The sequence below is a fragment of the Nitratireductor sp. GZWM139 genome (assembly GCF_030068685.1).
In the GTDB taxonomy this organism is placed as follows: domain Bacteria; phylum Pseudomonadota; class Alphaproteobacteria; order Rhizobiales; family Rhizobiaceae; genus Nitratireductor; species Nitratireductor aquimarinus.
On the sequence record NZ_JAMQML010000017.1, the window covers coordinates 39,051 to 60,973 of the forward strand.

The 21,923-nt window shown below is 63.7% G+C and carries 27 protein-coding genes; 15 read left to right on the forward strand and 12 right to left on the reverse strand.

The genetic code is table 11. The annotated features are described in order from the left end of the window. Positions 1–62 precede the first annotated feature (62 nt). Genes NDI72_RS18395 through NDI72_RS18405 form a run of 3 tightly spaced genes read left to right on the forward strand, consistent with a single transcriptional unit; the run spans position 63 to position 1,301 of the window. Positions 63–479: a nuclear transport factor 2 family protein gene (locus tag NDI72_RS18395; RefSeq protein WP_162742248.1), complete on the forward strand. Its 417-nt coding sequence runs from the start codon at positions 63–65 to the stop codon at positions 477–479. After that, positions 476–871: a MerR family transcriptional regulator gene (locus tag NDI72_RS18400; protein WP_206544702.1), complete on the forward strand. Its 396-nt coding sequence runs from the start codon at positions 476–478 to the stop codon at positions 869–871. The genes NDI72_RS18395 and NDI72_RS18400 overlap by 4 nt, the downstream gene beginning before the upstream one ends. After that, entirely contained in the window at positions 861–1,301 is a 441-nt protein-coding gene (locus NDI72_RS18405; protein WP_283801324.1) for a carboxymuconolactone decarboxylase family protein, read from the forward strand. The genes NDI72_RS18400 and NDI72_RS18405 overlap by 11 nt, the downstream gene beginning before the upstream one ends. 15 nt (positions 1,302–1,316) lie before the next feature. Here NDI72_RS18405 and NDI72_RS18410 read toward each other — a convergent pair whose 3' ends face one another. Continuing rightward, entirely contained in the window at positions 1,317–2,219 is a 903-nt protein-coding gene (locus NDI72_RS18410) for an EamA family transporter (RefSeq protein WP_206547134.1), read from the reverse strand. Between the two features lie 169 nt (positions 2,220–2,388). Between NDI72_RS18410 and NDI72_RS18415 the strand changes: the two genes are divergently transcribed. Both NDI72_RS18415 and NDI72_RS18420 read left to right on the forward strand, forming a co-directional pair. Continuing rightward, entirely contained in the window at positions 2,389–2,586 is a 198-nt protein-coding gene (locus tag NDI72_RS18415) for a hypothetical protein (RefSeq protein WP_206544705.1), read from the forward strand. Positions 2,587–2,679: 93 nt separating this feature from the next. After that, positions 2,680–3,378 (forward strand): pyrimidine 5'-nucleotidase, encoded by a 699-nt coding sequence (locus tag NDI72_RS18420; RefSeq protein ID WP_113156190.1) that lies wholly within the window; start codon positions 2,680–2,682, stop codon positions 3,376–3,378. Positions 3,379–3,477: 99 nt separating this feature from the next. On the opposite strand, the gene NDI72_RS18425 is transcribed toward NDI72_RS18420, so the two are convergent. The 3 genes from NDI72_RS18425 to NDI72_RS18435 are packed head-to-tail and all read right to left on the reverse strand — an operon-like array spanning position 3,478 to position 5,328. Next, entirely contained in the window at positions 3,478–4,014 is a 537-nt protein-coding gene (locus NDI72_RS18425) for a copper chaperone PCu(A)C (RefSeq protein WP_206547135.1), read from the reverse strand. Between the two features lie 52 nt (positions 4,015–4,066). Beyond that, on the reverse strand, positions 4,067–4,471 hold the full coding sequence (locus tag NDI72_RS18430) for a DUF2946 family protein (protein ID WP_283801325.1): 405 nt from the start codon (positions 4,469–4,471) through the stop codon (positions 4,067–4,069). Positions 4,472–4,488: 17 nt separating this feature from the next. Further along, the gene (locus NDI72_RS18435; protein WP_113154310.1) at positions 4,489–5,328 is read right to left on the reverse strand and encodes an LOG family protein; all 840 of its coding nucleotides are present in this window, start codon (positions 5,326–5,328) and stop codon (positions 4,489–4,491) included. 175 nt (positions 5,329–5,503) lie between these two features. On the opposite strand from NDI72_RS18435, the gene dapD reads away from it, so the two are divergent. The 4 genes from dapD to NDI72_RS18455 all read left to right on the forward strand — a co-directional run bounded on the left by dapD (position 5,504) and on the right by NDI72_RS18455 (position 8,595). Next, on the forward strand, positions 5,504–6,358 hold the full coding sequence (gene dapD, locus NDI72_RS18440) for a 2,3,4,5-tetrahydropyridine-2,6-dicarboxylate N-succinyltransferase (protein ID WP_113154311.1): 855 nt from the start codon (positions 5,504–5,506) through the stop codon (positions 6,356–6,358). Positions 6,359–6,378: 20 nt separating this feature from the next. After that, positions 6,379–6,750, forward strand: a complete 372-nt coding sequence (locus NDI72_RS18445) for a DUF805 domain-containing protein (protein ID WP_113154312.1) — start codon at positions 6,379–6,381, stop codon at positions 6,748–6,750. 61 nt (positions 6,751–6,811) lie between these two features. Continuing rightward, a complete protein-coding gene (gene dapE / locus NDI72_RS18450; RefSeq protein ID WP_283801326.1) occupies positions 6,812–7,999 on the forward strand; it encodes a succinyl-diaminopimelate desuccinylase in 1,188 nt (395 codons plus the stop codon). A gap of 2 nt (positions 8,000–8,001) precedes the next feature. After that, the gene (locus NDI72_RS18455; RefSeq protein ID WP_206993847.1) at positions 8,002–8,595 is read left to right on the forward strand and encodes a transporter; all 594 of its coding nucleotides are present in this window, start codon (positions 8,002–8,004) and stop codon (positions 8,593–8,595) included. Positions 8,596–8,635: 40 nt separating this feature from the next. Here NDI72_RS18455 and NDI72_RS18460 read toward each other — a convergent pair whose 3' ends face one another. Beyond that, the gene (locus tag NDI72_RS18460; protein ID WP_283801328.1) at positions 8,636–11,032 is read right to left on the reverse strand and encodes a DUF3772 domain-containing protein; all 2,397 of its coding nucleotides are present in this window, start codon (positions 11,030–11,032) and stop codon (positions 8,636–8,638) included. Between the two features lie 74 nt (positions 11,033–11,106). Beyond that, positions 11,107–12,282 (reverse strand): MFS transporter, encoded by a 1,176-nt coding sequence (locus tag NDI72_RS18465; RefSeq protein ID WP_283801330.1) that lies wholly within the window; start codon positions 12,280–12,282, stop codon positions 11,107–11,109. A gap of 51 nt (positions 12,283–12,333) precedes the next feature. Between NDI72_RS18465 and NDI72_RS18470 the strand changes: the two genes are divergently transcribed. From NDI72_RS18470 to NDI72_RS18480, 3 genes are all read left to right on the forward strand, one after another. After that, positions 12,334–12,873, forward strand: coding sequence for an Lrp/AsnC family transcriptional regulator (locus tag NDI72_RS18470; RefSeq protein WP_206547142.1), 540 nt, complete (start codon positions 12,334–12,336; stop codon positions 12,871–12,873). Between the two features lie 89 nt (positions 12,874–12,962). After that, the gene (locus NDI72_RS18475) at positions 12,963–13,307 is read left to right on the forward strand and encodes an ArsR/SmtB family transcription factor (protein ID WP_206544802.1); all 345 of its coding nucleotides are present in this window, start codon (positions 12,963–12,965) and stop codon (positions 13,305–13,307) included. Beyond that, positions 13,300–13,818, forward strand: a complete 519-nt coding sequence (locus tag NDI72_RS18480) for an SRPBCC family protein (RefSeq protein ID WP_283801332.1) — start codon at positions 13,300–13,302, stop codon at positions 13,816–13,818. Before NDI72_RS18475 ends, NDI72_RS18480 begins: the two co-directional genes overlap by 8 nt. 86 nt (positions 13,819–13,904) lie before the next feature. On the opposite strand, the gene truA is transcribed toward NDI72_RS18480, so the two are convergent. The 4 genes from truA to def all read right to left on the reverse strand — a co-directional run bounded on the left by truA (position 13,905) and on the right by def (position 16,754). Beyond that, a complete protein-coding gene (truA, locus tag NDI72_RS18485) occupies positions 13,905–14,648 on the reverse strand; it encodes a tRNA pseudouridine(38-40) synthase TruA (protein WP_113154318.1) in 744 nt (247 codons plus the stop codon). Positions 14,649–14,650: 2 nt separating this feature from the next. Next, on the reverse strand, positions 14,651–15,154 hold the full coding sequence (locus tag NDI72_RS18490) for a GNAT family N-acetyltransferase (protein ID WP_206993843.1): 504 nt from the start codon (positions 15,152–15,154) through the stop codon (positions 14,651–14,653). Further along, on the reverse strand, positions 15,151–16,086 hold the full coding sequence (fmt, locus tag NDI72_RS18495) for a methionyl-tRNA formyltransferase (protein WP_206547146.1): 936 nt from the start codon (positions 16,084–16,086) through the stop codon (positions 15,151–15,153). Before fmt ends, NDI72_RS18490 begins: the two co-directional genes overlap by 4 nt. Positions 16,087–16,223: 137 nt before the next feature. Continuing rightward, positions 16,224–16,754: a peptide deformylase gene (gene def, locus NDI72_RS18500; RefSeq protein ID WP_113154321.1), complete on the reverse strand. Its 531-nt coding sequence runs from the start codon at positions 16,752–16,754 to the stop codon at positions 16,224–16,226. A gap of 200 nt (positions 16,755–16,954) precedes the next feature. Here def and NDI72_RS18505 point away from each other — a divergent pair, with 200 nt between their 5' ends. The 3 genes from NDI72_RS18505 to NDI72_RS18515 are packed head-to-tail and all read left to right on the forward strand — an operon-like array spanning position 16,955 to position 19,835. Next, positions 16,955–18,223 (forward strand): DNA recombination protein RmuC, encoded by a 1,269-nt coding sequence (locus NDI72_RS18505; protein WP_206993842.1) that lies wholly within the window; start codon positions 16,955–16,957, stop codon positions 18,221–18,223. 59 nt (positions 18,224–18,282) lie between these two features. Next, a complete protein-coding gene (locus NDI72_RS18510; RefSeq protein WP_113154323.1) occupies positions 18,283–18,597 on the forward strand; it encodes an ArsR/SmtB family transcription factor in 315 nt (104 codons plus the stop codon). Positions 18,598–18,638: 41 nt separating this feature from the next. Further along, positions 18,639–19,835: an MFS transporter gene (locus tag NDI72_RS18515; RefSeq protein WP_283801336.1), complete on the forward strand. Its 1,197-nt coding sequence runs from the start codon at positions 18,639–18,641 to the stop codon at positions 19,833–19,835. Positions 19,836–19,962: 127 nt separating this feature from the next. Here the strand turns inward: NDI72_RS18515 and hisG are convergent, their stop codons facing one another. Then, positions 19,963–20,655, reverse strand: coding sequence for an ATP phosphoribosyltransferase (hisG, locus tag NDI72_RS18520; RefSeq protein WP_206544718.1), 693 nt, complete (start codon positions 20,653–20,655; stop codon positions 19,963–19,965). Further along, positions 20,652–21,773, reverse strand: a complete 1,122-nt coding sequence (locus NDI72_RS18525) for an ATP phosphoribosyltransferase regulatory subunit (protein WP_283801338.1) — start codon at positions 21,771–21,773, stop codon at positions 20,652–20,654. Before NDI72_RS18525 ends, hisG begins: the two co-directional genes overlap by 4 nt. Positions 21,774–21,923: the final 150 nt, after the last annotated feature.

Consider the following 21,923-nt stretch of genomic DNA (forward strand, 5'->3'; position numbering starts at 1 on the left):
CGCTTGACCTGGAGTTCACTCCAGCAAGTAGATGCATGTGTGCACACAATGGAGATGCACACATGCAAGAGCAGATCATCATCGAGAATTTCCTTGCGGCGCTGAAGGCAGGCGATGTCGACGGGGCCTGCGCCTTCGTGGCGGAAAATGCCGTCATCATTGGCGTCCGCGCCGAGCCGAAGCCCTCCGTTCCGCCCTATGGCGCGCGCTGCGGGCATGATGGCTTCCGCACCTTCCTTGCCGCACTCGGACGCACCTTCAAAAGCCAGTCGCTTACAGTGGAGCACCTTGGAGCGGGTGAGGGCGTTGCCTTTGCCAGCGGGCAGCTTGACCACATCGTCGCCGCGACCGGAAAGCGCTTCTTCAGCGAATGGGTCCTGCGTTGCCGCGTGCGCGAAGGCAAGATCACACACTATCAGTTCTGTGAGGACAGCGCCCGGCTCGAAGACGCGCTGTCGCCAGTCGGGGAGGCCGCATGAAGATTGGCGAAGTGGCAAGGCGCACCGGCCTGAGCATCGACACGCTGCGCTATTACGAAAAGCTCGGCCTCATTGATCCGCCATGGCGGCAGGGCGGCCAGCGCGCCTATGACGACAACATCGTCAAATGGCTGAACTTCATCAAGCTGTTGAAGGCCACGGGCATGCCGCTTGCCGATGTCGAGACCTATGCGCGTCTGCGCCGTGAGGGCGAAGGAAGCTCCGCCGAGCGCCGCGAGATGCTGGAGCATCAGCGCATGTTGGTTCTGGCGAAGATCGCCGAACTTCAGGAATGCGTCGAACTGCTCGACTACAAGATCATGAACTATGCCGAAATCGAAGCGCGCCACCGCGCCGAAGACGGCCGGAAGGACCAGACCCATGACCATTGAAACCGTCGCTGAAACCGCCCCAAATGCGTCCGCGCTCGAAAAGGGGCGGGCCATCGCCGCAAGGCTCAATCCCGATCTCGAAGATATTTTGTCAGAGCGCTATGATGCGGTCCTGCCGGGGTTTTCAGAAACGCTGATCGAAAGCGCCTATGGGCGTTTCTACGCCCGCGAGGGGCTCGACCTCAAAACGCGCCAGCTCGCCACTGTGGCAGCGCTCACGGTGCTTGGCGGGCAGACAGCGCCCCAGCTCAAGGTGAACATCGAGCATGCGCTGGCGGCGGGTGCGGGCGAACGCGAAATTCTGGAAGTGATCCTGCAGATGGCGGCCTATGGCGGCTGGCCGGCGGCCATCAACGGGCTCAACGCGGCGCTCGAACTCTTTGGCGAACGCGCCCGCTCGCCGGACGCCTCTGCCTGGAACGGCCAGTAGCCTGCCAGAAGTAGCCTACCAGAGCACCAGCAGCAGGATGCCCGCGACGATCAGCAGGCAGCCTGCCACTTCCGTGCGGTTGATGTGTTCACGGAAGAAGAAGACGGAGGAGGCGAAGGTGAAGATCATCTCGATCTGCGCCAGCGCCTTCACCACCGCCGCCTGTTGCAGGGTCATGGCGGTGAACCAGCCGAGCGATGCCGCAGCGCCGACGAAGCCCACGAAGAGCGAAGGCTTCCAGGCCTGCGCGATCCTGCCCACCTCGGCGCGGTCGCGCCACAGCATCCATGCCAGCATGATGACGGTCTGAAAGCTGATGGTGACGGCGAGCGTCGTCGTCGCCTGCATCAGGTAGTTCGGCCCGCCAAGCGAGAGCGAGGCCGCGCGATAGGCCACCGCCGTCACGCCGAACAGCGTGCCCGAGGCAAGGCCGATCAGCGCCGTGGGGCTGATCAGCGAGCGGAACAGATTGCCCCAGCTCATCGGCACACGGGCGACCGAAATCAGCATCACGCCGATCACCGTCACCGCGATGGCAACCAGCGCGCCGAAACCGGCGACCTCGCCAAGCAGGACGAGACCGAAGATCGCGGCCTGCGCCGGTTCGGTGCGCGAGTAGGCGGTGCCGACAGCGAAATTCCGAAAGGAAAAGAGATAGATCAGCAGAAACTGCGCGGAAATCTGTCCCAGTCCGCCAAGAATGGTCCAGGCAAGAAAGGTGCCGTGAATTTCGGGGATCCCGTAGCCGGCGGCAAAATGCAGCGCCAGCCACAGAGCAAGCACGAAGGGCATGCCGAACCCGAAGCGCACGAAGGTCGCCCCGGTCGTTCCCATCACACCCTTGAGGTGTTTTTGACCGACGGAACGCAGGTTCTGCAGAAAGGCGGCGGCGATGGTGATCGGTATCCAGAGTTCCATGCTTCGCCTTCTGTCGTCTTCCGGCTCAATTGCCTTGGGATGTTGTCGCAAACGTGTATAGTCACCGCGGCAGCGAAAGAAAACTGCCACTTACAGGCCTCTGCCCAGACAGGATCGACCCAATCCAAGTGCTGGCCTGCCACCCTCTTGAAGACGAGGAGAGCAGAGGATGAAATACGTTCTGGTCACGATCTATCTGGGCTTCCGGACCGTCGGAATGACGTCTGCGGAGTTCAACAGCGCGGGCGCCTGCGAGAATGCGAGGAACCGCCTGGACGTGGGCACGCTCTCGCGAACCCAGTCCTTCTGCATCAAAAAGGGACTGAACGTGGACCGTTTGCCTGTCCCGGCATCCGACGGACAATGAAGCCGCACTGGCACAAGACGCGTGCTCACCTGGCAGGTGAAAACCCCCGCAACCGGATTGCCGGTGGCGCGGAAGGTCTGCCATAACGGAGGCATGAGAAACCAGCCCGCTCCCGACCGCTTCACCCACGTCACCGACTGGGTGTTTGACCTCGACAACACGCTCTATCCGCATCACAGCAATCTGTTCTCGCAGATCGATGTGAAGATGACGGCCTATGTGTCCGAGCTTCTGCAGCTCGACCGCACAGAGGCGAGAGCGCTGCAAAAGGATCTCTACAGGGAATACGGCACGACGCTCAACGGGCTGATGAAGCGCTACAACATCAACCCGGACGACTTCCTCGAAAAGGTCCACGACATCGACTATTCGTGGCTCGATCCCGATCCGAAGCTTGGTGACGCGATCCGCGCGCTGCCCGGGCGCAAGTTCATCTTCACCAATGGCGATCGCGGTCACGCAGAGCGTGCGGCGCGTCAGCTCGGCGTGCTCGACCATTTCGACGATATTTTCGACATCGTCGCCGCCGACCTTCTGCCCAAGCCGGCTGCGGCCACCTATGACCGTTTTCTGGCCCTTCACCGGGTGGTGGGCGAAAAGGCCGTGATGTTCGAGGATCTGGCCCGCAATCTGGCCGTTCCGAAGAAACTCGGCATGACCACGGTTCTCGTGGTGCCCAACAATTTCGAACCGGCGTTCGCGGAAATCTGGGAACAGGACCCGGATGAAGAAGACGATGTCGATTTCGTCACCGACAATCTCACTGATTTCCTGAAGAACATCCGGGTCTGATCCCGAATGAAAATCGGGCGGGCGCGATCACGCCCCGCCCGGTGGCTTCTGCCCCAATGACTTTTGCCCCAGGGGCTTCTAATGGCAGGAGCGTCGTTGCTAGTGGTTATGCCCCGCTTCGGGCATGCCGCCACGCGCCGGCCCGGCCATAAGCTCGAGTTCCACCTTGCCGGCCTTCTCGAATTCCAGCGTCACCGGAACGGTCTCGCCTTCCTGAAAACCCTTCTCCACCTGCATGAACATGATGTGCAGGCCGCCGGGCTCCAGCGTCACGCTCTCACCGGCCGGAATGGTCAGGCCGCCTTCAACCGGGCGCATCACCATCACGTCATTGTTCATTTCCATCGTGTGGATTTCCACCTTGCCGGCGCGCGGCGAGGCGAGGGCCGTGAGCGTGTCGTCTTCCGCGCCGGTGTTCTCGATCACCAGATAGCCACCGCCTGCGGGCTGGCCGGGCAGCATCGCGCGCACCCACGGATCGCTGATCCTGAGGTCGCCGGCCTGAATGGCATGGCTCATCGTGGCGTCGGCGGTTTCGCTTGTCGCCGCGTCCGCCTTTGGCGTGCTTTCCGCACTGGCGTTGAATGCAAGAAGGGGCAGGGCGGCAGCAGCCGCGAGGAGAATGTTGAAGCGCATTGTCTGTCTTTCTGTCTGATCTTTCAAAGGGCCGAAGCCCGGTTTGGCGGTGTCAGGCAGTCAGGGGCGGTGCGCGGATGGAGGGCGGCGTGTCGCCTTGTGTCGAGAGGCGGGCAGGTTGTCGCCATGCGGTGCGAATGCCGCGTTCGCGCGCCGGTGTCTGAAGCGCGGTCGCGGGAAGCGGCGGCGTTGCCGGTGCAAACTGAAAACTGCAGGAATGCCCTGTCAGGCAAAGCGGGCACTCGGCGTTTCGCGGGTGCTGGCGGTTCCCGTCAGCCGCCTTGCCGACCCCGTAGGTCGTGCAGATGACGAAGCCGTAGGAGGCCGGGGCGGCAGCCGCCACTGCGAGCGGCTGCAACAGGCCCATGACGAGCGAAAGAAGGCCCACGACCGCGAAAAGCTTCGCATCGCGGCGCAGGCTTTCAAACCAGCTCGTGTCGGCAGGGCTTGCCTTCATGCGTTTTGATCAGCCTCTCACAGTTCGTAGAACGCGGAGATCTTTTCCCAGGCTTCCTCCGCCGTGTCGACGAAGGTGATCAGCTCGTCGTCACCGGGGGAGATGGTGCCCTGCTCGGCGAGGAAGCCGAGGTCGATCGCGCCTTCCCAGAATTCCTTGCCGAACAGAATGACAGGCACCCGCTCCATGCGGCCGGTCTGGATCAGCGTCAGGGATTCGAACAGCTCGTCCATCGTGCCAAAACCGCCGGGGAACACGGCCACGGCTTTCGCGCGCATCATGAAATGCATCTTGCGGATCGCGAAATAGTGGAAGTTGAAGCAGAGTTCCGGTGTCACATAGACGTTCGGCGCCTGCTCATGCGGCAGCACGATGTTGAGACCGATGGAGGGCGCGCCGCAATCGGCAGCACCGCGATTGCCGGCTTCCATCACGCCGGGGCCACCGCCCGTCACCACCACATATTCGCGGTAATAGGATTTTGCCGATTCTTCCGAGCACAGCCGCGCGAATTTGCGCGCCTCTTCATAGTAGCGGCTGTTCTTTTCGAGGTTCTTGCGCTGCGTCTCGTTCTTGGCCGCCCAGGCGTCACCGCCGGGCTCGGGCAGGCGCGCGCCGCCGAACAGGATCACGGTCGAGCGGATGCCACGCTCGGCCAGCACCATTTCGGGCTTCAAGAGCTCCAGCTGCAGGCGCACGGGCCGCAGCTCGCGCCGCGTCATGAAGTCTTCGTCATTCCAGGCGAGGCGATAGGTGTCCGCGCGGGTCTGGGGCGTATCGGGCACCTGGCGGGCGCGGCGCAGATCCTCGTCGGAATGCGGCAGAGGCGTCCAGCCATTCTCGTCTTTGGTTTTCATGTTCCTGTTCCTGTTTCCGTCCTTCGGCACTCTGGCCTTCGGTGCTTTGCCGCGCTGGCGCGCGATCCCGTGATTGACCGCCACACGCGCTTCGCATAGTTTCCGCGCCGGCCTTGGGTCCTTCTCCCAAACTTATGGCTGAGCCCTTAACAGCTTGTTCAATGGAGCCGCAAGCATGACGAACATCGATGTCGCCGCGCTGGAAAAGACAATCGAAAACGCATTCGAAGAGCGCGACGGCGTTTCGACTGAGACCCGTGGTGAGATCCGCGAGGCCGTCGAAGCCTCTCTCGGTCTGCTCGACAGCGGCAAGGCCCGCGTCGCAGAGCGTCAGGAGGATGGCTCCTGGAAGGTGAACCAGTGGCTCAAGAAGGCGGTGCTTCTTTCCTTCCGTCTCAACCCGATGCAGATCATCAAGGGCGGACCGGGCGATGCGGTCTGGTGGGACAAGGTTGCCTCCAAGTTCGATGGCTGGAGCGCCAATGAGTTCGAGAAGGCCGGTTTCCGCGCCGTGCCCAACGCCGTTGTGCGGCACTCGGCCTTTATCGCGCCCGGCGTCGTCCTGATGCCGTCCTTCGTCAATCTCGGCGCCTATGTGGGCGAGGGCACCATGGTCGACACCTGGGCGACCGTCGGCTCCTGCGCGCAGATCGGCAAGAACGTCCACCTTTCCGGCGGCGTTGGCATTGGCGGTGTGCTTGAGCCCATGCAGGCCGGCCCGACCATCATCGAGGACAACTGCTTCATCGGCGCGCGTTCGGAAGTGGTCGAAGGCTGCATCGTGCGCGAAGGCTCGGTGCTCGGCATGGGCGTCTATATCGGCAAGTCGACCAAGATCGTCGATCGCGCCACGGGCGAAATCTTCTATGGCGAAGTGCCGCCCTATTCGGTGGTTGTCGCCGGCTCCATGCCCGGCAAGCCCATGGGCAATGGCGAGCCGGGTCCCGGCCTTTACTGCGCGGTGATCGTGAAGCGGGTCGACGAGAAGACACGCTCCAAGACCTCGATCAACGAACTCCTGCGCGACTAACGGGCAGGCGGAGCGGCGCGATGACCAAGAATCAGATCTCATGGCTGTTCCTGGGTTTCTCCGGACGGGTCAGCCGCGCGGCTTTCTTTCTGGCGGGACTGCTTCTGGCGGTCCTGCAGGCCCTAGTGCTTTACCGCTTCACCCTGGCGCCGGAAGGCAGCGGCGCCAGCGGCGTGTGGGCATTGCTCTTCTGGGGCATGTTCATGCTGTCGGCATTCTCCTCGGTCGCGCTTGGCGTCAAGCGCCTGCACGATTTCGGAAAGTCCGGCATGTTCGCCTTCGCACTTTTCGTTCCGATGGTTTCGATCCTCGCCTTTATCGTCCTGTGTCTCTATCCGGGCGATCCTGGCGCAAACGAATATGGCGAGCGGACCAACGCGCCGAAGCAATAGAGGGCGGTGGCGGCGTCTTGCTGCGTGACAGCCGCGCGCGGTTGGATTATCCCTCTCACCTATGACACTGCCTACCGATCCCGCGGCGAATCTCGCCGAGCTAATCCGCTGTCCTTCCGTCACGCCGGTCGAAGGTCAGGCGCTTTCCGTGCTTCAGGGCATGTTGAAGGCGCTGGACTGCACGGTCGAGCGTCCCGTCTTCTCCGAGGATGGCACCCCCGACATTGAGAATCTCTACGGCAAACTCGCCGGAGACGGCCCGCATCTGATGTTTGCCGGGCACACGGATGTGGTTCCGCCGGGCGATGAAGCCGCCTGGAAGCACCCGCCCTTTGCCGCCGCGATTGCCGATGGCCAGATGTATGGCCGCGGCGCGGTGGACATGAAGGGCGGCATTGCCTGTTTCGTCGCCGCGCTTGCGCGCTATGTGAAATCCCATGGCAAGCCGAAAGGCTCCGTTTCGTTCCTCATTACGGGCGATGAGGAAGGCCCGGCCATCAATGGCACGGTGAAGCTTCTGGAATGGGCCGCAGAACGCGGCGAGAAATGGGATGCCTCCATCGTCGGTGAGCCGACCAATCCCGATGCGCTCGGCGACATGATCAAGATCGGCCGTCGCGGGTCGCTGTCCGGCCGCGTCACCGTCAATGGGCGTCAGGGCCATGTGGCCTATCCGCACCGCGCAGACAATCCGGTGCCGGGGCTTATGCAGCTCCTTGAGGCGTTGCTCGAACAGCCCTTTGATGAAGGCACGAAGGATTTCCAGCCAAGCAATCTGGAAGTGACCACGGTTGATGTCGGCAACAAGGCCACCAATGTGATCCCGGCGCGCGCAAGCGCTGTTTTCAACATTCGCTTCAACGACACGTGGAGCGCGGAAAGCCTGCAGGCCGAAATCCACAACCGGCTGGATCGCGCCGCGGCCGCAAACCGACTGCGCGGCAATGCGGACGAGCCGGTGGATTTCGACATCGAATGGCTCGGCCGGCCAAGCCCGGTCTTCCTGACGCGTGATGACAGGCTGGTCGCAACCCTTTCGGCTTCGGTCGAAGCCGTCGTGGGCGCGCGGCCCGAGCTTTCCACGTCCGGCGGCACGTCGGATGCGCGTTTCATCAAGGATTATTGCCCGGTGGTCGAGTTCGGCCTTGTCGGACAGACCATGCACATGGTCGACGAGCGCGTTGCGCTGGCCGATCTGGAAACCCTCACGCAGATTTATCTGCGCTTCCTTGAAGACTGGTTCGCCTGACAATGCCGTCCTTTGCCGAGATCCAGCAGTATTTTGCCGGCGTCTGGCGCATGATGATGGGGCGTTCCGATGGGCTGCGCCTGCTCGACCTGTCGGCTGACGGGTTCTGGAACTCCTTCTTCGCCATTCTGGTCGCCTTCCCGCCGCTCGTTGTCGGGTGGGTGACCATCTCAAACGAGCTGGCGGGCGGCGAGGTTGTCGCGGCCCGGTTCGCGCTCTTCAACCGCCTTATGGTCACGGATATCGCCACCTGGGTCATCCCGTTCGCCATTCTTGCGCTGGTGGCGCGGCCGGCGGGCATTGCGGACCGCTTTGTGCACTATGTGGTGGCGAGCAACTGGGCGTCCGCGCTTTTTTCGTGGATCACGCTGCCGGCCATGCTGATCCGCCTGTTCATCCCGGCTGCGGCGGAACTCGCCAATCTTCTCACCTTCGTCATCTTCATCGGCACGCTTGTGCTCTCCTGGCGTCTGACGAATGCGGCCATCGGCAAGGGGCCAGCCGTCGCTTCCGCCGTCTTCGCAGCCATGTTCGCAGCCTCGCTCGGCGTTCTGTTCACCTTTGAGGGGCTTCTGGGGCTGACGCGCGCAGGCTAGGGTCTGAAGCAGCCCGTGAAGCCTTTCTAGGGTCCTGACCCTAGGCAGGGTCGGGCGCGGGTTTCGGCGCCTGTCCGCCATCGCGTCTGGATGTCACCGCGTCGACAATGTCTCCCACATTGCGCAGGCTCACATCGCGTTGCGGGAAGGGTATCTCGATGCCTGCTTCGCTCAGCGCCCTGTAGATCTCGAACAGGAGATCCGATCTGGCCGACAGCACGGAATAGACGTCGTTGACGAAGCAGCGCAGCTCGAAGTCGAGCGCGCTTTCGCCGAGCCCCATGAACAGCACCACCGGTTCCGGATATTTCAGCACCAGCCGGTGCGCCCGCGCTTTCTCCAAAAGGATTTCGCGCGTCTTTTCCAGATCGCTGCCATAGGCAACGCCCACCGGCACGATCAGCCGCCCCGTGTGGCTGCTCAGGGTCATGTTGGTCACGGTGCCGGCGATCAGGTCTGCATTGGGCACGATCACCTCGTGCCGGTCGAAGGTTTCGATGCGGGTGGAACGCACGGAAATCTTGCGCACGATGCCCGAGTTTCCCGCCACCTCGATCCAGTCGCCTTCCTTGATGGGCCGCTCGATCAGGAGAATGATGCCTGAAATGAAGTTCGACACGATGGCCTGCAGGCCAAAGCCGATGCCCACCGAAAGCGCGCCGGCAACGATGGTGATGCTCGAAAGGTCCAGCCCGGCTGTCGACACCGCGATCAGCGCGGATAGCGTGATGCCCACATAGCCAAGCCCGGTCACCACCGCATTGCGCCCGCCGCTGTCGAGGCGTGTCTTGGGCAGAACGGTCGTGCTCAGCATGCGCTGAAGCCAGCGCGTCAGGATCACGCCGATCACGAAGATGGCGACGAGCATCACCACCACGCCGAATGAAATTCGGGTGCCGCCGAACTCGACACCCTCGGTCAGCAGGATCCAGACATCGGAGATGTCGGCCTCCCGCGCGCCCCAGATCAGGGCGAACAGCGGCAGCGTGGCAAGCGCCACGATGGTGGCGGCCGCAAAAGGCATCAGCGAGGAGACGGCCTTCTCCTCGCGAACCGCGATGTGCGAGGCCGAGACAAGCAGCCGGTAGACGGCAAGCGCCACGCCAAGCAGGCCGAGCGAGCGGATCATGGGACCGAGCGCATCGCGGGCGATTTCCACATAGCCCGCAAGGGAAAAAACGACGGCGGCAATGGCGGCAAGGCGGATCAGATAGGCGATCAGCGCGCGGGGATGAAACGCCGTGGCGTCCTCATGGTCCGCATCTGTGCGCGCGGTGGATTCTTCCGGCGGTTTGTCCGATCTGGCCAGAAGCGAAGCCAGTCTCCACAGGAGCAGGCTTCCCAGAAGGACCACCGTGGTTGCCAGAACGGAGCGTGTTTCCGGCGCAAAACTGTAGTCCTTCTCCATCTGCTCCAGCATGATTTCCAGCGCCAGCATGCCGCCGAGCCCAAGGCAGATACGGGTCGCGGTCCGGGCCGCCTTGTCGGACATTTCAACAAAGCGAAAACCGGGCAGGGTTGGGGCGAAAAGCGCATGGCCCAGCCAGTATGAGAACACCAGCAACATGGGCAGCGTAAGCGCAATCGTGTTGAGCGAGCGCCCTTCATAGAGCGTCAGCCCGAGGCTCGCGAATGCGCCGAAGAAGAGCAGGCCGGCGATCAGCGGCAGAATGAAGCGGAGCGCCAGTGAAAGGCCGAGAAGCAGGTTGCGTCGGATCGGGCGGATCGCGGCATTCACCCCGGCATCCATCCGGCGCAGAATGAATGGCTGGATCGCCAGCAGCATCACCAGACTGCCGCCGAAAAGCGCCAGCGCGATGGGGATGCGCTGGCGCGAAAGCAGGCCGCGCGTCGGGTCGCGCACTGCGCCGGAAACCTCGCTTGCAACGCCACTCAGATAGTCGCCGAGCTCTGCAAAGGCGGGCAGCCAGCGGGTTGGCACAAGTGGCGAGGGAATGCGCTCGAACAGGTCCGTTCGCTGGCGTGAGCGTATCAGCTTGTCGATCTCGTCGATCAGTACTTCGGCGCGGTTGAAGGCCTGTTTTGCGGCAAGGATCGGCTTGTTGGCGGCGTCAAACGCTTCCGTCAGCTCGGCGCGGCGGGCGGCGATGGCGGGTGTTTCCTCCGCGCCGTCAGCCGGTGGCGGACCGAGCGCATCAAGCTGCGCCTGCAGGGTGAGCGTGAGAATGTCGCCGCGCTCGATAATCTCGAACGCTTCTGTGCGCTGCCCCGCAATTTCGGTCCTCAGCGCCTCAAGCGCATCGGTGGAAGCCCGCCGGTTTCTGAGCGCTTCTTCCGCGCGGGCAGCCGAAGCATCCCACCTTATCATCAGCGTGTCGATGTCCGGCGGCGTGTCGGTCTGCACCTGTGCGGCGGCTGTCCGGATGGGGGCTGCGAGCAGAAGAAGGATCAGGAACCCGGTCCAAAATCGATGCATGGCGTACCCCGATTGCGAATGCAGTCAGGGCATAGTGCCCGCAATCGGGACCATGAACAAGGCGCAGCCCCCGGTCAGCGCGCAGCGGCGATGGCCGCAAACAGCATCAGAAGCGCGGCCACTGCCGCCGTCGCTCCAAGCCCGAACCCCGCATAGACCGGCCCGAAAGCGAGCGTCCCGGCAAAGGCGGCGATATAGGTCGTGGCGCTGTTCAGCCCCATGATCGCGCCCCGGCGCGTGGGCGCGATGCCGGTCAGCCGGACAATCAGCATGTTGAGGCCCAGATGGTTCGCCAGCCCCCAGACGAAGGCAATGGCGAGCAGGGTCTCGAAACTGTCCGCACCCCAAAGGATCGCCAGATAGACCGCCGCCACAAAGGCGAAGGCGAAAGGCAGGAGATTGCGGACGCCCAGATTCTGCACCGGCCTGTCGAGCAGAACCGCCGCCCCGAAACCGAGACCGTAGACCAGCGTCAGCAGCCCGTTGGCGCTGACCGGCTTGCCGAGCGCATTGGCCAGATGGTCGCCGACATAGGCGTAGACGCCATAGAAGGAGCCCATGAACGCGCCGCAGGCCAGAAGCAGCGGCACGAGCCCCGGCGTGCGCAGGGCCGCCAGCGGGGCCATGGCGGGCTCCTCTGAGAGCGTGTCCCGGCGTCCGTTGAAGGCGAGCACGAGAAAGGCGCCCACTGCCAGAAGGCAGACCAGCGCAAACACCGCGCGCCAGTGCAGCATGTCCGCCAGAACCGCCGAAAGGGAGACGCCCGCCACGAGGCTCAGGGTCCAGCCGGTCAGGACGATGCCGACCGTTTCGGTCTCGCGTCCCGACGGAGCCACCGTCGCCGCATTGGTGTAGATCGCCGGCAGTGCGATGCCTGCCGCAAGGCCCGCGACGAGCTGCGCCGCCACGAGAACGGCCAGCAGCGGCGCGACGGCGCTGACGCCCAGCGCGACCGCCAGAACGGCAAAAGCCATCCGCAGCATGCGCCACGCTCCCAGCCGGTCGATGTGGCGGGCAAGGAAAAGGGCGCTGCCCGCCGTGCCCAGACCGAACGCCGCCGAGGCGATCATGACGCCCTGAACCGACGCGCCAAGAGAGCGCGACACTTCCGGCGCGATGGGCGAAAGAACAAGCGAATTGCAGCCGATCACCGCCACGCAGCCGGTGAGCAGAAAGACCGTTGGCGGAATGCGCGTGTCCAGCGCAAGCGCCAGGTCGCCATCGACAGGTGTTTGATTGAGCTTCGACATATGCGCATAATGTCCGAACCAAATTAAGCTTCAATCGGAATTTGCCGAACCATGAAAGAAACAGATGATATTCACGCGCTGGCCTCCGCAACCCAGCAGCTCGACCCCATGGACCGAAAAATATTAGCCGTCTTGGTCGAAGACGCGACGGTCAGCTACGCGGAGCTGGGCAAGCGGGTGGGCCTTTCCGCACCTGCCGCGCATGAGCGCGTGAAGCGGTTGAAGAAAAGCGGCGCGATCCGCCGGATGGCCGCGCTCATCGATCCCGGCGCGGTGGGCAAGGGGCTGCTGGCCTTCATTCACGTCGACACGAGCGGCTGGGGCAAGACACCGGCGTTAATGGCGATTGCCGAATGTCCCGAGGTGGAGGAAGTGCATTCGGTGGCGGGAGACGCCTGCATGCTCCTGAAGGTGCGGGCCGCTTCCACGCGCGCGCTCGAAGGGCTGCTCGCCCGGCTCTACGACACGCCCGGCGTCAAGGCGACACGCAGCTATGTGGTGCTCTCCACCTATCTGGAGCGCCCGCCGCAGCCGGGCATCACGCCATCCTGGCCGGTGCCGAAAGCCGCGCGGCCCGCCGAGATTGTCTAGATCTTCGTGGAGTGCTTGCGGCTGCGATACAGGTCGGTCGCTTTCATTTAGGTTTTGACCTAAGTGAAGAATCTGCTATGCTTAGGTCAATGCCTAAGCAAAAGCCACTTATCGAACAGACTTTCGCTGCGCTTGCTGATCCAACCCGACGCGCAGTGATCCGGGCGCTAAGCGAAGGGGATGCAACCGTATCCCGGTTGGCGGCTCCATTTGACATGGCGCTGCCCTCCTTCACGCAGCACCTTGGCGTTCTGGAAGATGCAGGTCTGATCGTGTCGAGACGCGAGGGGCGGAGCCGTGTCTGTTCGTTGAATCCATCGGCTTTGAGAAGCGCCGAAGAATGGATGGCTTCCCAACGGCGACAATGGGAGAGCCGCCTGGATCGTCTTGAAGCTCACATTGCAAAGACAAGGACGGAGAAATCAGATGATTGATAAGCCCGCAGCTCCGGCTTCGCCTTGGGAAACCTGGCCGCTGGACAAGGAAATCGTCATCGCGCGTGTCGTTGATGGTGATCGCGAAACGGTCTTTCAGGCGTGGGCCGATCCGAAGCAAATCGTGCAGTGGTTTGGACCTGAGGGTTTCCAGATCGAGTCCCATGAAGTGGACATTCGGGCAAACGGCGTCTGGCGGTTCGACATGATCGCCCCCGACGGTACGCGGTTTTCCAACCGGATGGCGTTTCTGCGGATCGAGACCCCGGTTCTGATCGAACTCGATCACGGCCGGGATGTAGACAACGATCCGGACCGCTTCCGGCTTCTGGTCACTTTTGATGAGCAGGATAACGGCAAAACCGTTGTCACCCTGCGCCAGATGCACCCGACGCCGGAGCGCCGCGCCGCCGTTATCGGATTTGGTGCAGTCGAGTTCGGCACACAGACGCTGAACAAACTTGCAGATCACGTTGCCGGGAAGGCTGGTGCCGCAGCTGTCCGGGGCTGACGGTTCGTTTTTGGCGTAACGCTTCTGCTGCCGCTTCCTCTCACTGTGTCAGCGGCATTCTGGTGCGGGTTTTTGAACTGCTTGTGCTAGTAGTCCACCTGCGTCAGGTAGAGCCCATGCGGGGGCGCCACCGGGCCGCAGGCCTTGCGGTCGCGTGCTTCCAGCGCCCGCGTGACCGCGTCTGCATCCCAGCCGCCTTCACCAACGCGCTTCAGCGTTCCGGCGAAGGAGCGCACCTGGTTGTGCAGGAAGGAGCGGGCCGAGGCGCGGATCTCCACAAACGCGCCGTCACGGGTCACCTCCAGCTTTTCCAGCGTCTTGATCGGGCTCTTTGCCTGACACTGGGCCGCGCGGAACGTGGTGAAGTCATGCGTGCCGATCAGCCGCTGCGCCGCCTCGTTCATGGCGTCCACATCCAGCGGCGCGGCCACATGCCAGGCATGTGCGCGGTCCACCGTCAGCGGCGGGCGGCGGTTGTGAATGCGATAGAGATAATGGCGCGCCCTGGCGGAAAACCGGGCGTCGAAATCGTCGGCCACTTCGGCGGCCTCGATCACGGCCACGGTTTCCTTGGCCATGGCCAGCCGCGCATTGATGGCGTTCTGCACGGTGCGCGCGGTCCATTCACGCGTCAGGTTGAAGTGGGCCACCTGCGCCAGCGCATGCACGCCGGTGTCGGTGCGTCCTGCGCCAAACAGCGTAACCGTCTCACCGGAAAAGGCCAGAATGGCGTTCTCCAGCGCGGCCTGCACGGAATGATGCGTGGCCTGACGCTGCCAGCCGAAATAGGGGCCGCCATCATATTCGATGTCGATGCGAAAACGCGCCATGGTCAGAGCCCGCCAAAGGCCGGTGCGTAGACCAGCCGTCCTGTTGTTGGTGTCTCGCCCCAAAGGGCGGCCTGCAGCGCCGCGCACTGGTAGTCGCTGTCGAAGGCGGCTGCATCCTCATGCGTGTAGCCGAAACGTCCGTAATAGGCCGGCTCGCCGAGCACGATGGAAAGCGTCTCGCCGGCAGCTCTGAGACGCCGATGCGCCTCCTCGACAAGCTGCGCGCCGATGCCCTGCCGCTGGTGCTCCGGCAGAACGGCAAGCGGCGCGAGCGACACCGCCGGAAAGCTGCCGCCGCCACTCTCGACGGTCAGGCGCGAGAAAAGCACATGACCGCAGATCGCGCCGTCATCGGCTTCGGCCACCAGCGCCAGCACGGCGTCACCCGCCGCGTGAAGGGCCGCAACAAGCCCGGCCTCGCCATCGCCGTCAAAGGCGGCGGTCAGCAGGGCATGAACCGCATCGCGGTCGGCCTCAGTCTCCGGGCGGATGGTGATGGCGCTCATGGGAGCACGGTCCCCTTCTCGAGCTTCGCGCCCCGCAGGAAGTCCACCGCCTTCATCGGCTTGCCACCGGCGCGCTGCACTTCGCTCAGCCGCACCGCGCCATCGCTGCAGGCAATCGTCAGCGTGTCGTCCAGCACCTCACCGGGCGCGCCTTCGCCGCTGGCGAGCACCGTGCGCAGAAGTTTCACGCGTTCCGGCTTGCTGCCGAACTGCATTTCGCACCATGCGCCGGGGAAGGGCGAGAGCCCGCGAATGTGGTCGTGCACTTCCTTCGCGGGACGGGACCAGTCCACCCGTGTCTCGTCTTTCAGGATCTTCCTGGCGTAGGTCGCGCCGTCTTCGGGCTGCGGGGTGAGTTCAAGCGCGCCTTTCTCAAGCGCATCCATCGCCTTCACCATCAGCGCCGCGCCTGTTTCGCGCATGGCGTCATGCAGTTCGCCGCCGGTCATGTCGGGGGTGATGGCAAGGCGCTCCGTCATGGCGACAGGGCCGGTGTCCAGCCCCTCGTCCATCTTCATCACCATCATGCCGGTTTCTGCATCGCCGGCCATGATCGCACGCTGGATCGGAGCCGCGCCGCGCCAGCGCGGCAGAAGCGAGGCATGGCCGTTGAAGCAGCCAAGGCGCGTGCCTTCCAGAATGGCTTTGGGCAGCAGCAGGCCATAGGCAACGACAATCGCCGCATCCGCATTGAGCGCGCTGAACTCTGCCTGTTCTTCTTCGCTTTTCAGCGATTTCGGTGTGCGCACCTCGATGCCCAGTTCCTCGGCGGCGCGGTGTACGGGCGATTTGGTCAGCTCAAGCCCGCGCCGTCCGGCGGGGCGCGGCGGCTGGGAGTAGACGGCCACGATTTCGTGACCGGCCCCGGCCAGCGCCTGAAGGGTGGCGACCGAGAAATCCGGTGTGCCCATGAAGATGAGACGAAGTGCCATGCCGCGTGTCCGATGCGTCCAGTAAACGAAATGAGCGCATCAGCGCCCATGCGGGTGCTTGAAGCGGATTTACCGGTTGAAGGTCAAGCCCCGCAGGCGAGAATGCCCGTATCGGTCGCGGCAGCAGAGGGGCGGCGTCAGCCGACCATGCGCGCGGGCGGGCGGTCCTTGGCGAGTTTCCTGAACTTGCGCACCACCATGTCGCGCTTCAGCTTCGACAGATAGTCGATGAACAGAACGCCGTTCAGGTGGTCGATCTCGTGCTGCAGGCAGGTGGCGAGCAGGCCGTCGGCCTCCACCGTCTGCTCTTTGCCGTCGACATCGAAGTAGTTCACCGTCACACCGGCCGGGCGTTCCACCTCGGCATAGTAATCGGGAATGGAAAGGCAGCCTTCCTCATGCACGTTGCGCGCATCGGTGCTGGCCACGATCTCGGGGTTGATGACCACGAGCGGAGCCGGCTCTTCGTCCTTCTCGGCAACGTCGATCACCAGCATGCGAAGCGGCTCGCCAACCTGAATGGCGGCAAGGCCGATGCCCGGCGCGTCATACATGGTCGCCAGCATGTCGTCGGCGAATGTGCGCAACTGATCGTCAAAGCGCTCCACCGATTTGGAGGTTTCGCGCAGGATCGGGTCCGGAAGAAGAACAAGCGGTTTGATGGTCATGGCTGTCAGGTAAGCCCTGACCGGCGGAACGTCAATACACAATGCCTGTTCACGTTTTGATCTTATAGTGCTATCCCGAATCCACCAGATCGCCCTGTGTCCCGTTCGGACGCGCGATGAGCGATCTAAATTATTGAGCGAGCATCGGAATAGCCGAACCCGGTTTTCACCTTTCGGTCCCATGCTTCCAACATGGCGGGATGAAGCAGATGTCCGACATTTTCGCAGCACCGGTGGCGCAGCTCGGCGCGAGCACCTTCACGCTGGGGCAGCTGTTGCTGGCTGGCGGCGCTCTGCTCTTTGGTCTCATGGTCCTGCTGATCGCCGGGCTCTGGCGCGCTGCACGGGCGCGCGCGGTCGCAGCCGCGGAAGCGGCGCAACATGCCCGCGAGGCCGAGGCGCGCATGGTCGAGCTCACACGGGCGCAGGCCGAGTTGCAGGGGCGCATGGGGTCGATTGCCGAAGTGTTCGGCAACCGGCAGGCCGAACTCACCCGCGCCCTGTCGGAGCGGCTTGATGGCATGAGCACGCGCCTTGGCCAGTCGATCCATCAGCAGACCAAGTCGACGCATGAGAACCTGGCGAAGCTGCAGGAGCGGCTGGCGGTCATTGATACCGCACAGAACAACATCCAGTCGCTTGCCGGCCAGGTGGTGCAGCTCCAGCAGATCCTCTCCAACAAGCAGACGCGCGGGGCCTTTGGTCAGTCTCGCATGGAGGCGATCATTGCCGATGGCCTTCCGCATGGGGCCTATGAGTTTCAGGCCACGCTCTCCAATGGCAGCCGGCCCGACTGCGTGGTGAAGATGCCCAATGACGCGCCTTCGCTGGTGATCGACGCCAAGTTTCCGCTTGAGGCGTGGAACGCCATTCGCGCCGCCTCGGAAGGCGAGGGCGGCAGTCCCGAAGCGCGCAAGGGGGCAGAGGCGGCGTTCCGGCGCGATATCGATGTGCATATCAGGGCGATTTCGGAAAAGTATCTTCTCACTGGCGAAACGCAGGACACGGCGTTCATGTTCGTGCCGTCGGAATCGATCTTCGCCGAGATCCACGAGAATTTCGAAAACCTCGTTCAGCGCGCCCACCGCGCCCGCGTGGTGATCGTTTCCCCGTCGCTGCTCATGCTGTCGATCCAGGTGATTCAGGCAGTGCTCAAGGATGCGCGCATGCGTGAGCAGGCGCACCTGATTCAGGCCGAAGTGGTGCGGCTGATGCAGGATGTGGGCCGGCTTGATGAAAGGGTGCGCAAGCTGCAGACCCATTTCATGCAGGCCAACCGCGACATCGATCAGATCCTGACCTCGACCGAAAAGGTCACCAGGCGCGGCGAGAAGATCGAGGCGCTGGAACTGGGCGCGGGCGAGGCGGAGAAACCGGCAAAGGACGACAATCGCCTTGCGCCAAAACCGCCGACCGGCGAGGGCGGTCCCGGCTCCGGCCAGCTACGCCTGCGCGTCGTGGATGAATAGTTCGAATATTTTCGAAATAAGATTGACAGTGCGGGCGCTGGGATTTAGGCGTCCGTACCATGGAACTTGAAACCGCATCCTCCCAGCTTGAAGCGCTCGGCAATCCGGTGCGGTTGCGCATCTACCGCATGCTTGTGCGTGCGGGTGGCGAGGGCATGCCCGTCGGCGGGTTGCAGGAGCGGCTCTCCATGCCCGCCTCCACCCTCTCGCATCATTGCAAGAAGCTTCTGGAAACCGGCCTCATCACACGCGAGCGGCAGGGCACCACGCTGATCTGCCGGGCGCACTACCCGGCCATGCATGCACTGATCGGTTATCTCGTGGACGAATGCTGTGTCGAGAGCTGCCAGCCCCAGAGCTCCGGGGAAAACTGACGATGGCGCGCTCCCGGACCGCTGAGCCTGGATACAGGCGCATGATTACGGCGCTCGGCATCGCGCAGATCTGTTCCTGGGGCTCGATCTTCTACAGTTTCCCGCTCATTGCCGAAGCCATGCGCGTCGAACTCGGCTGGTCGAAGCCGCTTCTTTACGGCGGTGCGACGGCGGGGCTTCTTCTGGCAGCCTTCGCCGCCTATCCGGTTGGCGCGGCCATCGACCGGGGCTATGGGCGCTGGGTCATGAGCGGCGCATCGCTGACGGCGGGGCTCCTCTATCTCCTGTGGTCGCAGGTCGACAGCATCGCCTTCTTCTATGTGGTTGTGCCGCTGCTTGGCGGGCTTCAGGCGGCAACGCTTTACGAGCCGGCCTTTGCGGTGCTTGCCCGCCGCGTCGGTGCGCTTGAGGCGCGGCGCGCCATCACCGCGCTCACCCTTTGGGGCGGTTTTGCCAGCACGGTTTTCGTGCCGCTGGTGCAATGGCTCATCGCGACGCTTGGCTGGCGCGGTGCGCTGATGGTGCTGGGCGCGATCAACGCCTTTGTGTGCGCGAGCCTCTATTTCACGGTGATCGATCCTGCCCGCGACAGGCCGAAAGAGCCGGCAGCCGAGGGCGCACGGCCGGTCATGAACGGGCGCGAAGCGGTGTTCTGGGCGTTTCGTCAGCCGGTGTTCTGGGCGCTGGCGCTGTTCCTGGTGCTTTACGCCGGGGTGTTCTCCAGCCTGAGCTTCCACATCTATCCGCTGCTTCTGGAGCGGGGGCTGAGTGCCGCCGAAGTGGTGAGCATCGTCGCGGTCATCGGCCCGGCGCAGGTGGCGGGCCGCATCGTGATCTGGACGTTTGCGCCGAATGCGCCCGTACGCCTCATCGGCGCTGCCATGGTCGCGGTGTTTCCGCTGGTGCTTCTGGGCTATGCCTTCGCGCCGCCGCACGTGCTTCTGATCGCGGCGATTGCAGCCGTTTACGGCGCAGCCAATGGCATGATGACCATTGTGCGCGGCCTTGCCGTTCCCGAAATGCTGAGCCGCGAGGCCTATGGCGCGATCAACGGCGCGCTCATCACGCCGTCACGCACGATCGAGGCGCTGGCCCCGCTGGGCGTCGCCGCGCTGTGGGCGGCAAGCGGCGGCTATGATCTCTATCTGATGCTCGCCTTCGCAGCCACGCTGGTGATGGTGGGGGCGTTCTGGACGGCCTCTTTCATGGCCCGTCCAAAATTTCCGAAAACGCATTAAAACGAGCGAATTCCCGCGATTTTTCCCGAATTCTCGCGAAAACGGGAAAAATCGCTGGCTGTGAAATGTCCAGAGCAATTCCAGGAAAAACGGGAACCGGTTTTCCGTCCGGAATTGCGCAAGAACTCTAGACCGAGAAGCGGGCCGTCAGCGCTTCCAGCGCCGCGGCGTCGGCTGCCGGACGCTCGCGCAGCGCTGCCACGAGGCAGGCTTCGGAACGCAGGATCACGCCATCGTCGAGCACCTTCAGGTGATTGGCGTCGAGCGTCGAGCCGGTCGAGGTGATGTCGACGATGATGTCGGCGGAACCGGCTGCCGGCGCACCTTCGGTCGCGCCGAGGCTTTCCACGATGCGGTAGACCTGAATGCCGTGCTTCTGCGAGAAGAACTGCTGCGTCAGCCGCCAGTATTTCGTGGCAATCCGCAGGCGGCGTCCGTGGCGGTGGCGGAAATCGGCGGCCACATCGTCCAGATCGGCCATGGTGGCCACGTCGAACCAGACTTCCGGCACCGCAACCACCACGTCTGCCCGGCCAAAGCCCAGCCGCGCGGCGATCTCCACCTTGCGTTCCCAGTCGGGAATGGTTTCGCGCACAAGATCTTCGCCGGTAACGCCGAGGTCGACCGTGCCGCGCTCCAGCTCACGGGCGATTTCGGATGCGGAAAGGAACGCGATCTCCACGCCGTCCACGCCTTCCAGCGTCGCGCGGTAGCTGCGGTCGTTTTCCGGCAGGTGAACGGTCAGGCCGGCCTTTTCGAGCTGGGCCAGCGCGTTTTCCTTGAGGCGGCCCTTGGAGGGCAGGGCGATGGTGATGCTCATGCCGCCGTCTCCCTGAGTGCTGCAACGCGATCGAGCCAGATGGAAAAGCCGACGCCGGGAATGGGCGTCTCTGCGCCCAGAAGCGTCAGGAGCCGGTCATAGCGCCCGCCGCCGGCCAGCGGCTGCACTGCATCCGAAGCGGCGATCTCGAACACGAAACCGGTGTAGTAATCGAGCGGACGGCCAAAGCCGGCGTCATAGGTCAGCGCGTCGAGCGGCAGGCCCTCGGCCTCGATGCGTTCGGCACGCGCGGCAAAGGTTTCGAGCGCGTCGTCGAGGATCAGCCCGTTGTCGGAGGCGAAGGCCGAAAGCCGCTCGCCGGCCTCGGCCAAGGGCACGCGCAGGGAGACGAACGTCTTGAGCGCGCTCATCGCCTCGTCCGTCAACCGAACGCTGCGCAACTCGGCCTTTTCGATCAGGCGGCGGGCGATCTCTTCGGGCGTGCGCCCGGCGGATGGCGAAAGGCCGGTCTCTTCCATGACCGTCCCGACATGTTCGGCAAGGGCTGCCTCATCGCCCCGCGCCACCAGACCGGCAATCGCGCGCGGCAGATTGGCCGTGCCCTGCGGATTGGCGAGGTCGTCGAGCGCCGCCTGTAAAAGCGTCTGCGAGCCGAAGGCGCGGGTGAGGCGCATCTGCCAGCCGCGCGGCAGGCCAAGGGCCGCCAGCACCGCTTCAAACACCGCCTGATCGCCAAGCGTCACGGACAGTGTCTCGCCCGGCAGAACGCGCGCCAGAAGCGCATGCGCATCGGCCAGAGACCGCGCATCGGCTCCCGCCCGGTCGCTTGTGCCCAGATCCTCGATGCCTGCCTGAAGGAATTCCGCACCGCCTTCGCGCTGCTGGCGGAACACCTCGCCCAGATAGGCATAGCGCTGCGGCGTGGCGGCGCGCTTGTCGATGTGGTCGCGGCAGACGGGAATGGTGAATTCCGGCCTGAGGCAAAGATTGGCTCCGGTCTCGCTCTCCGTCAGGAAGATGCGGCGGCGCAAATCCTCGCCGGCCATGTCCAGAAACGGATCGGCCGGCTGGATGATGGCGATGTCGGTCAGCGCCGCATCGCGTTCTTGGAAGATTGTGACGATCTCGTCGGCGAAGTCGGGTGCACGCAAGGTCATGGGGCGATCTCCCGCCTCACGCTGCGGGCAAGGTTTTCGCCCGATATCTGGCTTCGGCGCTGCCCCTCATCCGCCTGCCGGCACCTTCTCCCCGCCTGCGCGGAGAAGGAAGATGGCCGCAAGGTTGATGTCTCCCTCTCCCCGCTGGCG